This is a genomic window from Pseudomonas sp. B21-035 (assembly GCF_024748945.1).
Taxonomy (GTDB): Bacteria; Pseudomonadota; Gammaproteobacteria; order Pseudomonadales; family Pseudomonadaceae; genus Aquipseudomonas.
In genome coordinates, this window is the sequence record NZ_CP087179.1 from 2,846,837 (window position 1) to 2,860,900 (window position 14,064).

Sequence of the window (14,064 nt, forward strand, 5' to 3'; positions counted from 1 at the left end):
GTCCACCGCAAGGAGTGTGCACCGGATCAAGCAGGCTGGTTCAATATATCGATTATCGCAAGCCAACCAGTCGGATCGCGCTGTGTTCGCTGGCGCCGGCGCTTCGGTTGAACGCCCATACGACCTGGCTTGCTGCATTGTTTCGCCTTCATTTACGTAGAGCCGGGTTCCGAATGGCAGGGTGCACGAAGGTAAGGCATTGCAGCGAGTAGCCTTGGTCAGACTTTCGTGGCATAAAGCCATCGAATCATGAACGTAGATGTGTCAGCACTACTGCTTTCACTAACCACCTGAGCGCCGGGATAGCCATGCAACTTCAGGACTTGCTTTCCAGAGGGTATTTTCCTATCCAACTCCCGGTTGGGTTCAGCACCAAGCAATTGGCAGAACACATAGGGGCAGTCGAAGCGACCTGGGATGAAGCTCTGGACGGGAGAAGGCGCATACTCTCCCAGTCCGAACGATTTTCGGTGGCGAGGTCGTCATACAGCAGACGGACTACCTCAATACCCAATCCCGTCAATTTTTATGGCCTGGCCAAGGACATCTGCCAGTACTGGCCCCAAATCCAAGAGCATTTCAACAAGAGTGAGATCTCTCGAAGCATCCCTGGAGAAGGAGGCTCGCTGCGAGCGATTGAGCTGACGAAATTCACTGATTTGTACGAGGAGCGCGTGCGCCGCTCGGCAGGCGCGCGCTACGCGCTGGTCACCGATATTTCGAGCTATTTTCCCACCATCTACACCCATACCATTCCGTGGGCGTTGCATTCCAAAGCTGTAGCCAAGGCAAACAGGGTAAAAAATGCTCAATACTTCGGGAACATCCTGGATCAGCGCTGTATGGGCACGCAGGACGGGCAAACCATTGGCTTACCGATCGGCCCAGACACCTCTCACATCATTTCTGAGATGATAGGCGTCGCGATTGACGACTCCATTCGAATTGCTTTGGATGGCTGGCCCAAAGGTTTCCGCTATGTTGATGACTTCACTTTTTTCTTCAACACGCGGGAAGAAGCCGAGCGAGCGCTGGCTGTCATCATCAAGTGCGTCAGCGCGTTTGAACTCCAGATCAATGCGTCGAAAACTAAGATTGTTGAGGTACGCGAACTCGTTCAGGAGTCTTGGAAATACACCCTCAAGAAGCTGAAGGTTTCACCAAAGCGGCGCCAGCAAAAAGACGACATCCACCATTATTTTGAAGTGCTATTCTCGCTGGAGGCGCGGTTCAAGGATGAAAGCTTGGTGAAATATGGCCTGAAGCAGCTTTCGTCCACCATCATCAAAAAATCCAACTGGCCCATCGCCGAAGCGTACCTTCTCAAATGTGGGTATGGATTTCCCAACACGCTCCAGGTCATCACCCAGATCCTTGTGACCTATCATCGTCATCAATATCAATTAAACATGGAGGCATTGAGTGATTTCTGCAGGAACCTCCTCGGGTCAGCATCGGCTGCGAACCATCACAGTGAAACGGCCTGGCTGCTATGGCTGTGTAAAGAGCTTGGGATTCACCTAGGCCACGCGTTGGTACAGCAAGTGCTGCATATGGAGAGCTCAGTTTGCTCACTTATAGCTCTGGATCTTAATCATTCAGGCTTAGTGGACGGTGATCTCAACCTTACCGACCTTGGGCCGCTGGCGACGAGTCAGGCGCTTTTGGGCAACAATTGGATGTTGGCTTATGAAGGAGGGCGCCGTCGCTGGCTTGCCAACGAAAACCTTGAGTTCATCCAGGAAGATGCTTGCTTCGCAGCGCTGCTGGAGGCTGGCGTAGGCTTTTACAGTGAAGCGGCTCAGCTTCATCCCATCTTCCAGCTTAAGCAGACAGCGCGCATAGACATCGATTTCGATTCCGACGATGAAATCGAAAATGACTTTGACTTCGATGACATGGATGAAGAGTACTTTGACTCCACCGACCAAGGCGAAGAAGAAGATGATAATGACGACGAGCCAGCTGCAGCAGCGCCGCCAGTCGTTATCCCAGGCAATTTGGCTGCTGACGACATCGATCTCGACGAAATTTGGTAGAGGGACGAGTAGGGCACAGGTGGCGCAAGTTAAGGATGGCGCATCATAGCCGTGATGTGCATCACGGCATGTTTTACGAAGGCGGTAGTTGCCCATTGAGATGCCTTGTCACATAGGAAACGAACTCACCATGCGGACTGCGGTGCTCCGTCCAGCGACCTGCGCTCTGGGGTTTGGGTCGGTAATCTGCGGTGGTGATCAACAGTCGTACCTTAGCTCGTGAGACACCCACGAAATAGTCGCAACGCTTCTCCGCGAGCTTGCCCCAGAACGCCTGGGTTTCCACTCTAGGGCTTAAGGCTGGCGGTAACTAGTTCAGCGATGCCATGGCGCACGACCTCAATGTTGTCGTCCAGGGTGGCCAATGCGCCATGGACGTTGTCGAAGACTGAGGTGGCTCCTCGATCTCCAACCCATTGGGCTAATTCTTCGACTGCGGCACGCAAAGCGCCTTGGTTATGGCTAAGGCGATCCAGGACTTCCGCGGCTGTCCGTAGCGACTTCATGGTTAGCGTGCCTTGATGAGGTTTGAAACAGAGGTTGTATCACGGTTTCTGAAACGCCAGGTGTTTTGCTATTCACCACATAGCGTTATCCAAATCTGCAGAGTCGTTCCCGGTTGAAACATCAACCAGGAACGGCAGGGGCTGGATGACAATCGAGAGGCCATTGAGGCTAACAAGCAGCACGCCGAGAGCTGATCATGCACCATGCTCTTCAGTTTGCTGACCATCGGAACCAAGTGCAGGCACCTCATTCCCTGTCTCTACTTGGGTGACAGTCAACAGGGAGGGGGCTACTACTGACCAGAATGGGACTACGAAGGCGTAGGTGATCTCCGCACTTAGCTTGACCAGCTTGCAGGGACGCTCGGATCGCTGTTCAGCTGCTTGCAGGCTTTGCTCAAGGGCTCGACGAGCCGCGGGACTGATTCTGTATCTGTGAAATTTGAGGAAGACCTGCTCAATGGCCAGTTGGCAGAATCCTTCTGGACAGTGAGGGTGTCTGAACAACGGCTCGAAGCAGAACTCAATCAGTTGGAGCATCACACCCAGGTTGCAGCGGTTCTGCATGAACATTCCGCACACAAAATCTACGAGCACGGGTACCGCAGTGTGGAACGCGAGGTGTTCTTCAGCCAGATAGCTACGCAGGCGGTTGATGCCGAAATTCGCAAACGTCTCACCCTGATTCATCATGACGATGAGATCCACCGCACGAACCGAAACAAAGCTACGCCTGGCCATGACGAGTCGCATTACGGCTCGGGAATACTCCTCCTGCGATAGCCCATCTGCCCGTTGGGCTTCCCTCAGCAACATTTGAGTGGACGCGCCAACGATCCCCAGCATGCCGGCAAGATCGCGTAACCGCGCATCAATCGACAAAAGACCTGCACCATACTCTTGGCAAGCGAGCAGGACTGCATGGTCTTCATCGCCCAGGATGCCCTCAAGCATCTGCAGCTGCTCGCAAGTCTCAGGCGGCCCGTATGCCGGCACCACGTGGCAGAATGCTTCGATAGCCGTCTCGATCGATTCGAGATACTCACGATCCTTGCGCCAAGCGTCCTCAGTAATCTCCTGCATCCCAAGTTGGCCATCGTGGGAAAAGAGCGTACCGCTCTTTCGATAGTGGGCCGATCTCTCTACCTTTACGTCCAAAAGCTGCTTGGTGGCAGCTGTGACATACAAACGGGGGAAAAGCTCCAGGACATCGAGTAAACCGAGGGTTGCAAGCTCCACCAGCATAGACAGGTCAATGAGCCATGCCTGATCCTGGGATGTGTCCGTCGGGAAGACATCGTGGGGGCCTAACCCCGTCGATACTTGAAGAAGCGCCCCTTCATCAGGCCAACCCCTCACCAGTTCAATGACGTCCGTACCCAGCAGGCGTGCGAGCAGGCCTAGGGTGGCGCGATGCTGACCGTACAGGCTGATGGTATTGAGGCTCTGAGATTTCTTTTGCTCTAGCTGATCGACGAAGAAAGTCGTATCGATCTCACCGTCATCCCGGGTTGGAATACTCATCGCCACGACTGTCTTGCTCGGGACAACCGAATTGGAAACGCGCTCGTAGGAAAGGTCGATCAGGCGTCGATGGAGGGTGATAATACGTTTCACCGTGAGCGTCTGCTCACCGACCACACTGCTGACGGTTGTGGTATCACCAACTTTCAAACCGAGCAGCCGGGCGGCCCGTGACGAGTCCGCGGCAACGAATTCACCTGCAGGTGCCAGTGGCGGCTCAGCGGCGAAATCGATTGAGACATATCCAGTCCTACCGGTGCTGTCTTCAAGCTCGACAGCGGTGCCTTCCTCAACCGCAGAGGGAAGGGCATGAACGCCCTCAATTTCCTTCGATGCTAGAAACATGAGAGAGATGTGGCCAGCTGCTGCTTCAACGTCCTCGCCATTCAACCGCATCGCACGGTAGATACGGTCAAGGCCACGCTCCTGCAGACCTCTACTGAGCTCTGCGTTGGCCAGCTTTAACTGTTCTTGAGTGGAGCCGCTCAGTTGTGCAGGTAACCTGGCAAGAGCCTCATCCATTCGACCATGGCTTTCGTTCGCCAGAACTTGAATGAGCAGTAACCAGCCTGCGGCCTCACCAGGACTTTCAGCGACGAGCAACTCAGCCATCTCACGCATTCTTGGCCAGTCACATGCCTCGCCGTAAACAGTCAGTGCCACTTGGCGGGCGTCTGCTGAGTGTCGCCATTCCCCCGGAAGTGATTCCAATAGGTCTCGAACTTTGGATCTTTGGCCACTGAGCGCGTAGCAGTGCAGTAAATCAACATGCAGGGGACTGAACGCGTCTCCTGGTAGGAGGCGTTCAAGCATCGCAATGGCGTCACCGTAACGGCGCACATGAAGCATCCAATGCGATGCCATGGAAAGATCCAGTAGATCAGTGCTCTGCGGTGCGAGTTCAGCAACGCGATCTCCGAAGGCCTGACGCATCTCCTCGTTGCCCGCATACGCTCGGGCAGCAAACACACCATCACAGATACTGCTGTTTTGCGGCGTGATACCCAGATGGGCGAGCTCATTCCGCACGGCCTCATGCTGATTTTCGCGTAACAGCAGCTCCCAGTGCATATGCCTCAGCATACGAGTCGCTCTGAGAGAGACATCCGTATCAGGCTGACTGAGCTGAGCGCTGTAAGCCGCGGCAAGCATTTCCGGATTGTTGGCAATCAGGCAGGCCTGTCCAAAAATCACACGCGCTTCATCAGAGAGCTGTTCGACACGATCAGCGCAGCAGGCAACAGCTTCGCTGTGACGATGGAGATCGCAGAGCGCCTCCAACTCCACCCTAACCGTTAATTCGTCCTCGGGAACGCCACGCTGCCTGCCAGCTTCGATCATGCTCAACGCTTCAGCTGGCTCACCCAGCAAAAGATGCGCGTAAGCCAGGTGAAAGACAATTTCGGTTTTTGTCCTGGGGCTCTGCTCAGCCCATAACACACCCTCGCGGTCATCGAACTTCGACATGGCGTCGAGGATCAGCACACGCCGATCTTGTGGCTGCGATCGCGTGTTCACGTGGAAGGGGTTGGCAGTGGCCAATCGAAGGACAAACCGGAGATAATTTTCTAGTATGAAAATTGAGCTGTCAGACTGCTCCATTGCCGTCCGGATAGCACCCACCGCGCCTTCATCATCCCCGGCCCCAGCCATTGAGCTGGCCAGCAGCTGCCAAGCTCCCGACTTGTCACGGAATGCCTCAGGTATTTCTTCGGCCGTCAGTTGTTCTCTGTTTAAGAGCCTTGCATTGGTCAGCGCCACCCAGACTGAGTACGAATCCGGGAAACGCGCGATGGCCTCCTGTCCAACCTGGATCGCAGTCTGCACGTCATTCTTGAGCATCCACGCCCGGACAAAGCCTGCCGCAATACGCTCATCGTCTTGGTAAAGGCTGGCAGCCATTTCGAGGTCTGCCGCGGCATTAACGTCATCACCCAAATGCCAGAAACACATTCCACGTAGGAAATACCATCGGGCCTGTTGGTGCGCATCGTATGTGTCAAGACCGTCTTCGACCACCTCCAGCTGAGCCAGCGCACCGCGGTAACGGTGGTCGTTGTGCAGTTGACTGATGCGATCGAGCTGGCGAGAGGCGAGGGCGTTATCTGATGTCGGGTTCGCTGGCGGAAGTTCATCCGCGAGAAAGGTACTCGTGGCAGGGCGGCTGCCTGAAAGAAGGGGTGCTAGGTATTCCGCTAGAGGGGCAAGCTGTGTGTGCCGCTCTTGGCTAACAACTACAGTGCCCAAGCTCAGGTCTTTGATGGCTTCACGCATGAGCCGCGCCCTGTGAAAATCTTGAGCTAGTCCATCCAAGTGCAAGTGGAGTGAGGTCAGGTCGACTTCTGCGCAACTGCCATTCAGCTCAGCACAAACACCGACCAGCCTCGCCCACACAGCGCCACTGTCCTTATGGGGCAACGTGTGCTGGATCAGTTGCTTCTGCAATCCAACGTCGTGGCTACGATCTGAATCCAGATCATGGGGAAAAAACTTGAGGTGGAGTGCAAACTGCCGCAAATCTTCGTCCGCGACAGGCGCTTCGTTGTAGTGCTCTGCAGCAGCTCTAATAGCCACGTACGCAGCCCTGTTTCGTTCATTACTCCCTTCGGCATGAACGCGGGTGTACCAGGTGTCGTGTGACAGCGAGCCAAGCGCAAGCCTCACAACCTCGACAGCGCTTTCCATGTGCGACGAGCTTGCTACGTGATAAACGATCAGGTTGTCGTCGACGCCTCGTTGGAATGCCGGAGCTATGAAGTCGAGCCAGGCAAGACCCACGGACTCTTTGAAAGCTTCGTTACTGGCAACCGCCCGAGGCGACCGCTTCATCTGCATTCTGATGGTTGCCTTCTGGCCGGAGCCAGGAGATACAGCCTGGATCACAAGGTCGTCGGTGTTATGGCCGAACGTCCTGCCTTGGAACAGCAGGCTCTCGATGACAAATCCCTCACGCAACCCTGCACAGTGGTCGCCAAGGCACATAGCGAGTAGGCGCACTGCCTGGACACGATGTTCGAATGCAATTCCACGTCCACCCGTAGAAATAGGGCTTGCGACCTGTTTCTGCCGGCTTTTCGATTTGGAAGCGGGGGCTTTTGCTGCCTTAGTCCGTGGAGGCCGTGCCATACCTGGTTCGCGCAAATGAGATGCTGGACATCTTATCACCTGAGCCATGACGGTGTGGTATGGCAGGCGAGGATGCCGTATTTGACCGCCATTTCAGGGATGTCGAAGGGCCGATCGCCAGGTTCGGCCTTTGTCGATTCTTGTGATGGGAGAGGGTAGTGGGATCAATGTCAGGCAACGCAGGTAACGATCAAAACCTGACCCAAATAGAGTGACAATTGCATCCACCCGAGGGCAAGCATACGGTTCAGACGACGATCAATATTCAGTTTAAAGAGTCGAATTACGCCTGATCATAGTCAAATTTATCCTCCTGAATTTGAATTCGCTCCTCGAAATCAGAGGGTCGGGACTCTGGTTGGCCGCATCCCCGAGGAACGTCCTGAACCCAGCGAGATGCTTGGCCAAACTGAAGGCGGATAATCCAGCGGAGCGTCTTCTCCGCTACGGAAATAAAGGATGCTGAGGTAGCGGTTCAGAAGCGTCAATGCCTAGATAAAGCAGATAATCCTCAAAATAATGGCCAAATTTCGGGCTGAACTCCACGCTCGGGGATGAAGAGCCAGGCCTGCGCCATTCCCAGCGACCCAGCCCATTCTTGACGAAGCAAGCAAGGCAACCAGGCGCTTGAGGAGTCTCAGTTACCTCATCAATTGAAATCTTCGCATATCTCACGAAAGCCATGTACATCAGGACTTCCCGTGGGTTTAGCCCCTTGAGCCCAGCTTCAGCCACACGGTTAAAAAACCACTGCATTTCATGATCGCTGAGGGCGTCTTTACTCAAGACCGACGTCATCGAGGCGGCGACTTCCACCACAGTGAAACTTTTGCCCTTTGGAGCGCACGTCCATAAATGAGCATTGCAAAAATGGAAGAAGCCAGCTGCAATTATAATTTCGCCGAATCATATGCAGGACACTGGCCTGAGTAACGCCCTTGATGCTGTCCAGCTTGAGCTGGTACGGCCGCCATCTCTGATTTGGCTCCCATTCGCTGAAGGGCAATAACGAATTTTCGACAAAGCATGGACAGACCTTTGCACCGATCCAGTTCGCCGGCGGATGGAGTCTGAAGCGGAGATACTCGATAAACTGCTCGTCAGTCCAATCACGCAAAGATATGCCCTGGAGGAAGCTCCAGTTGAGCATGGACTCAAGATGATGAGTCGCAACATTGAAGTCCTTCTGGGGATTATTCCAGGAAGGCGCGATGGCGCGTATATACCAGGAGCCAAGGCGAATCATAGAGAAAGGCTCGCAGTCAGCACCGAAACCTTTCAGATAAGCCAAGGCGTAACGGTTTTCAGGGAAACACTCGGTATACGGATCCCAGAGATGGTATGGCGGAAAAATTGGGCATGGGACAGCCGGTTCAGCCATGCAACCCTCGATGAGCTAAAGTGAGTGGCTAGGCGTGTGTGGCCGTCATCAATGTTTAGCCCATTCTGCGGATGATTCAAATGCTGGCTGCTGGCTGCTGGCTGCTGGCTGCTGGGAGATGTGCGATGAGGTTCGTTTACACGACGTGAACAAGCATGACGATAGGGTAAGCTCGGGATTTGCGAAACCAGGCTTGATATCTAGGATGAGGATTGGGAGCTAATGCATTGAAAGGGTTGAAGCTCTGGGTTTCGGAAAACGAGGCTATGGGTTGGTGGCGGCTAACAGCTCATGAACATCAATAGCAATGCCTTGTATTTAACATAATATACATTATGCGTAGTCATCTATAGCAGCCCACGGGCAGTGCCAGGGCAGATTTCAAGCCTGGCACCACCCGTTTTCAGCCTTACACCGTTACTTGCCGTGCAACGCCTCACTCACCGCATTCACAAACAACGCCTGCTCGTCATACAGCGAACTCGGTGTCTCTGCGTTCTGCCACGTCGACCATTGCACCATCACCAGTTTCTCCGCCGGGTTGATTGCAATGGTCTGGCCGTAAATCCCAAGCGCCCAGAACGTTTGTTCGCTGGTGGCGGTTTTCTTGGGTTCGGCATTTGCATCAGGCGCCGGCGCCGAGTACCACCATTGATAGCCGTACTGTCCGTTCGATGCCGATGGCGTGACCGAGCCTTTGGCTGTCGTCCAGTGTGTCGAGCGTGCAATCCAGTCATCCGGCAGAATTTTCTCGCCCGATGGTAACTGACCGCCGCTGAGCACAAACTGGCCAAAGCGGCCCCAGTCACGCAACGCTGCGTTGAAGCCGTGGCCGCCCATGTCGACTTTGTCTTTGACCAAGGCATGCCAGACGCCATCCTGCTGCATGCCGTAACGGCTCCAGATGCGACTTTCGAGGTATTTGGCCAGGGTCATGCCGGTGGCGTTTTCCAGCACGCGGCCCACCAGCCAGGCGCCGCCGGTATTGTAGGACCAGACTTCGCCCGGATTGACCCCGGGTTTGCGTTTCACCGATTTGACCAGGTTGAACACGCAGTCGTATGGCGCAGGCTTGGCTTCGCACTGGGTCATGTGGGAGAAATCGGAGTCAGGTGATGCGTAGTTTTCATCCCAGACCACGCCCGAGGTGTGCTGCAGCAACTGGTGCAAGGTTACCTCTTGCCAGGCCGTGCCTTTGAGTTCCGGGATGTACCGGGTGATCTTGTCGTCCACCGAGTTGATCTTGCCTTCTTTTATCGCCACGCCCACCAGCACGCTGACCACCGATTTGGCCACTGAACGCGAGGTCCACAGGGTGTTTTCGCTGTTGCCCTTGCCGTAGTACTCGTAGGCAATCTTGCCGTCCTTGAGGATCAACAGGCCGGTGACGCTCTGGTTGGCGATGTAGTTATCGATGCTGAAGTGCTTGCCGTTCATTGCATAGTCAATGGCTGGCAATGGGCTGCTGGCCGGCATTAATGGCGATGGTTTGGCGCCCTGGGTGCTGAATACATCGCCTTCGTACAGGCGGTAGGTATTACGAAAACCCACTACCCGTGTGGCCTGGTCCCAGGTCAGCATGTTGTGCGGGTTGGGCAGCGTTTTATCAAAGGGTTGCGGGCAAACGCTGAGCCCTGGAACGCCACAGTGTGCGCCTTGGTCGCTAGCCAGGCTGATACCGCTATGGGTCAAGCCCAGTGCGGCAATGCTCAATGCCAACAGCGAAAAAACCTGGGTGGATTGTTTTTTTATTGTTCTGCGTAACATCGGTACTTCCTCGACATCCAGTGAAATTGCGTCAGTCGATTTCGAGCTTATCAACTTGCCGGGGCGGGAAAAGAACAATAAAGTCCGGGTCGATATTACAAAAACTAACAACAGTGAACGCCATGCCCAGCGACCGTCTGCCTCCGCTCAATGCCATTCGTGCCTTCGAGGCGGCTGCGCGCCTGGGCAGTTACGTGGCCGCTTCGCGGGCGCTGCACGTGACCCAGCCGGCCATTGGCCGCCACGTGAAAAACCTTGAGGACTGGCTGGGCGTGCAACTGCTCGAGCGTACGCCCCGCGGCGTTACTCTGACCGCGGCCGGGCTTGAGTTTCACCGGGCCGCGACCCAGGCCCTGAAGATTCTGGCCGATGCCGGCTCGCGGGTTGCAAGTCGCCAGCAGGAGCGCTGGCTGCGCATTCTGTGCGTGCCGGCGTTCGCTTCGCGTTGGTTGACGCCGCATGTCGATGCAGTGCGCAGCCTGCGCCCGGGCCTGAAGCTGGCCATTGAACCCAATGCCTCGTTCACGTCAGTGGATGCCCGTCAGGCTGACCTGGGTATCGGTTTTGGCCTGCCGGGCGAGCATTCAGGGGTGTTTCTGAGGATGATCAAACCGCCAGTTTTCCCGGTCTGTTCGCCGACGTACCTGGCAAAATTGCCGAATAAAGCCCTGCAGGTGCAGGACTTGCCGAACTGCGAGCTGATTCACGTCGACGACGGCACCTGGTGGAACAGCTGGTTTGCGGCGCAACAGTTACCGCTCAAGGTCAGGTCGAATACCTCGCACATGAGCAACGACATTGCCTTGAACCTGGCCCGGCGTGGGCACGGGATTGCCCTGGCCACCGAAGTGCTGGTCAAACATGAACTGGCAGACGGCTCGCTGGTGCGTTGTACCGACGCGCAAATTGCACTTGAAAGTTATCAAGTGCTGACACCGCAACAGCCGTTGTCGGAAGATGCCGCATGGTTTATCGAGTGGTTGAGCCAGGCTTTGCGCGAGGAGTTTCCCCACGCGGCCATTGAACAAAGGTGAACCTGGAAGTACGCTACTGCCCTGCTCTTTTTTATAGCCTTAAAATATAACTCAACTAAATAACTATTTAGTTGAGTTATATATTCACGCCTCAGGCAAACAGCTTGAGTACGTCTTCCTGCCACTCATGCCCCTGCAGCGACCAGCCCTTCCCCACAGACGGCGGAAAGCCGGAATGGCAGTAACCCTGCTTGCCGGTAAAATCAAACACGGCATGGGGATACTCATTGATCAGCAGCACCGCCTTGCTGTGGTCCATGGACCAGCCGATCTTCACTGTCGAGGGCTTCTCCCGGTCGGAGATATCCTCGACGTTATAGATATGCAGCGCATCCTGGATCGGGTTGTCACTGGCACTGCTGTCCAGGGCGTAGAAATAGGCGGTATTTCCATCGTCCTCGAAGACCACGACAAAAGGCCCCTCCTGCGCCGGTGCCTCGATGACGGTGGCGTGTCCTACGTTCAGCTGTTGCTCTGCTGCGAGATAAATGGGCATGCGGATATCCTTGTCACAACGATAGATAAAAAATTATATCAATATGCCATTAGCCCATTTGTGCTAATCGACCCCCCTCCTCCCTGGCGCTATATTCCCCGGCAACCCCCAGTGTTCCCCAACGCCGCGCCTATGCGGCGTGCGGGATCGTTGTGCCGGTAAAACAGAACAACACCAAGGAAGATGCACCATGAAATCAGCATTCAGCAAGATCACCCTGCTCAGCGCCCTGCTGGTCGCCGTCGCCGGTTGCCAGACCATGAAACCCAACGAAGACCGTCTCAAGTCCACCGCGCAAACCACCATCGGCGAGCCGGTGACGAAGATTTCCAACGTGCGCAGCGACCACAGCTCCACTTACTACATCGCCAGCACCGCATCGGGTGACTACAACTGCGAGCTGCCAAGCGGCGTGATGATCGGGATCGCCTCGATGGGCATGGGCATGGGCGCGCAATGCTACAACAAGAACAGTGGCCGCCCGCAAAATCCGCTGCAACGCTACTGATTCCAGGCTAAACCGCCGCTGCCGAGGCCTCGCGCAACGCCCGCAAGGTAGCGCGCAGCTCGGCCGGGCGCACCGGTTTGGACAGGATCGCGATCTGGCGGTCGTGCAGGGCCGCCTGGATCTTCTCCACTTCGTGACCGGTAAGAATCAGCGCCGGCACCGCCCTGCCCCGTTGCGCCCGTAGCTCATCGATGCACTCGATGCCGGTGGCGTGGTTGCCCAGGTCATAGTCGGCGACGATGATGTCGCAGTCGCTGGCCAGGTCCTTGCCGCTCAGTTCGGCCTGGACGTCACAGCCCCAGCGCTCGAGCAAGGCCTTGGTGGCCAACAGCACGTTGCGATCATCCTCCACCAAGCAGACTTTCAAACCGGTCAGCAGGCCGACCTGGCTCGGGTCTTCACGGTAGGCCTGGCGCTTGGGCGCGGAAATTTCGCGCAAACCTTCAAGGCTGACGGCCGTGCCATGGCCCACTCGCGAACGTATCGTCACCTGCATGCCCATCATCTGCCCCAGGCGCCGGACAATCGACAGGCCCAGGCCCACGCCCTCGATGTCCTTGTCGCGCAACTGGCGCACGCGGTAGAACTCTTCGAAAACCTTCGGCAGTTCCTGCGCCTCGATGCCGCTGCCCTGGTCATAAATGACAATGGCCAGGCCCTCGCCACGCTTGCGCACGCCGATCAGCACCGGGCGCTGCGGCGCGTACTTGAAGCAGTTGGACAGCACGTTCTGGACCATGGTCGCCAGCAGCGCCGGGTCAATCTGCACCCAGTGCGCGCAGGCCCGCAAGCGCAGCTCAACGCCTGCCCAGCGCGCCGCCTCGGCGTTCTGACGCAGCAGGTCGTGGAGGAACTCGCCCAGTTGCACAGGCTGCAGGCGCGGCTGCAGGCGGCCGTTGTCGAGGGTGTAGAGGTCGAGGATCGAGCGAAACAGCTGCGAGACGTTGAGCAACGAGCGGTCGATGTTGTCGACCAGCCGGCGTTCTTCATCGCCCAGCCGCGCCTCGCGCAGGCAGGCAGTGAACAGGCCGATGGAATGAATGGGCTGGCGCAGGTCGTGGCTGGCCTGGGCCAGAAAGCGCGATTTTTCCAGGTTGGCGGCGGTGGCCTCCTCCGAAGCCTTGCGCGTACGTTCAAGCAACAGGTGCGCGTACATGGGGATGACCGTGCTGGTGATCATCAGCATCAGCACCATGAACGGTTGCGCCTGCCAGTACGGCGTCAGGCGGTAGACGCACAGCAGCGCCAGCAACGCCAGGGCGGTGGCGATCGCCAGGTAGCGCGAGCCGAAGCGCATGCCATTGCCCAGGTTGACCCAGACCATCACCGCGTACAGCGGCAACGCCGCCTCGCCGCCCACCACCAGGCCGAAACAGGTACCGGTGTAGTCCTGGACCATGCTGAAAATGCGCCGCGCCGGGTACACCCCCGGCCAGCGCACGATAACCTGGCGTATAACCACCGACAGCAGCAGGAACAGGATGATGTAGATCACGATCGGCCGGTAGGTTTCAAAATGCTGCCCGGGCAGAAAGCCCAGCACGCTGATATAAACCACGGCAATACAGGCGACAATGATGCGCAGGTTAGCCTGGTCGAGCTCGGAGTTTTTCTCGAACTTCATCGGAACATCCTTGTGCGACAGTCGTCATATCCAGCATGAACACCGGGCGGTGCCCGTAC

At 56.2% G+C, this 14,064-nt stretch carries 9 protein-coding genes; 3 read left to right on the forward strand and 6 right to left on the reverse strand.

The genetic code is table 11. The features are described 5' to 3' along the window. Positions 1-308 precede the first annotated feature (308 nt). Positions 309-2,039, forward strand: coding sequence for an RNA-directed DNA polymerase (locus LOY22_RS12965; protein ID WP_258597713.1), 1,731 nt, complete (start codon positions 309-311; stop codon positions 2,037-2,039). A 701-nt stretch (positions 2,040-2,740) separates the two neighbouring features. Here the strand turns inward: LOY22_RS12965 and LOY22_RS12975 are convergent. The 4 genes from LOY22_RS12975 to LOY22_RS12990 all read right to left on the reverse strand — a co-directional run bounded on the left by LOY22_RS12975 (position 2,741) and on the right by LOY22_RS12990 (position 10,343). After that, the gene (locus LOY22_RS12975) at positions 2,741-7,024 is read right to left on the reverse strand and encodes a PIN domain-containing protein (RefSeq protein WP_258597715.1); all 4,284 of its coding nucleotides are present in this window, start codon (positions 7,022-7,024) and stop codon (positions 2,741-2,743) included. Positions 7,025-7,639: 615 nt separating this feature from the next. Continuing rightward, entirely contained in the window at positions 7,640-7,981 is a 342-nt protein-coding gene (locus tag LOY22_RS12980) for a hypothetical protein (protein ID WP_258597716.1), read from the reverse strand. Next, complete coding sequence (locus tag LOY22_RS12985) at positions 7,974-8,576, reverse strand: hypothetical protein (RefSeq protein ID WP_258597718.1); 603 nt, start codon at positions 8,574-8,576, stop codon at positions 7,974-7,976. The genes LOY22_RS12980 and LOY22_RS12985 overlap by 8 nt, the downstream gene beginning before the upstream one ends. A gap of 417 nt (positions 8,577-8,993) precedes the next feature. After that, positions 8,994-10,343: a serine hydrolase gene (locus LOY22_RS12990; protein WP_258597720.1), complete on the reverse strand. Its 1,350-nt coding sequence runs from the start codon at positions 10,341-10,343 to the stop codon at positions 8,994-8,996. A 122-nt stretch (positions 10,344-10,465) separates the two neighbouring features. Here LOY22_RS12990 and LOY22_RS12995 point away from each other — a divergent pair, with 122 nt between their 5' ends. Then, complete coding sequence (locus LOY22_RS12995; protein WP_258597722.1) at positions 10,466-11,377, forward strand: LysR substrate-binding domain-containing protein; 912 nt, start codon at positions 10,466-10,468, stop codon at positions 11,375-11,377. 91 nt (positions 11,378-11,468) lie between these two features. Here LOY22_RS12995 and LOY22_RS13000 read toward each other — a convergent pair whose 3' ends face one another. Then, on the reverse strand, positions 11,469-11,873 hold the full coding sequence (locus LOY22_RS13000) for a DUF2251 domain-containing protein (RefSeq protein ID WP_258597723.1): 405 nt from the start codon (positions 11,871-11,873) through the stop codon (positions 11,469-11,471). A 190-nt stretch (positions 11,874-12,063) separates the two neighbouring features. Between LOY22_RS13000 and LOY22_RS13005 the strand changes: the two genes are divergently transcribed. Continuing rightward, the gene (locus LOY22_RS13005) at positions 12,064-12,381 is read left to right on the forward strand and encodes a hypothetical protein (RefSeq protein WP_093382978.1); all 318 of its coding nucleotides are present in this window, start codon (positions 12,064-12,066) and stop codon (positions 12,379-12,381) included. A gap of 7 nt (positions 12,382-12,388) precedes the next feature. Here the strand turns inward: LOY22_RS13005 and LOY22_RS13010 are convergent, their stop codons facing one another. Further along, positions 12,389-14,005 (reverse strand): hybrid sensor histidine kinase/response regulator, encoded by a 1,617-nt coding sequence (locus tag LOY22_RS13010; RefSeq protein ID WP_258597724.1) that lies wholly within the window; start codon positions 14,003-14,005, stop codon positions 12,389-12,391. Positions 14,006-14,064: the final 59 nt, after the last annotated feature.

What these genes read in the sequence shown, in the direction of transcription:
- LOY22_RS12965 (WP_258597713.1), top strand. Translation starts at nt 309, where the DNA reads ATGCAACTTCAGGACTTGCTTTCCAGAGGGTATTTTCCTATCCAACTC.
- LOY22_RS13005 (WP_093382978.1), top strand. Translation starts at nt 12,064, where the DNA reads ATGAAATCAGCATTCAGCAAGATCACCCTGCTCAGCGCCCTGCTGGTC.
- LOY22_RS13000 (WP_258597723.1), bottom strand. Translation starts at nt 11,873, where the DNA reads ATGCCCATTTATCTCGCAGCAGAGCAACAGCTGAACGTAGGACACGCC.
- LOY22_RS12995 (WP_258597722.1), top strand. Translation starts at nt 10,466, where the DNA reads ATGCCCAGCGACCGTCTGCCTCCGCTCAATGCCATTCGTGCCTTCGAG.
- LOY22_RS13010 (WP_258597724.1), bottom strand. Translation starts at nt 14,005, where the DNA reads ATGAAGTTCGAGAAAAACTCCGAGCTCGACCAGGCTAACCTGCGCATC.
- LOY22_RS12990 (WP_258597720.1), bottom strand. Translation starts at nt 10,343, where the DNA reads ATGTTACGCAGAACAATAAAAAAACAATCCACCCAGGTTTTTTCGCTG.
- LOY22_RS12985 (WP_258597718.1), bottom strand. Translation starts at nt 8,576, where the DNA reads ATGGCTGAACCGGCTGTCCCATGCCCAATTTTTCCGCCATACCATCTC.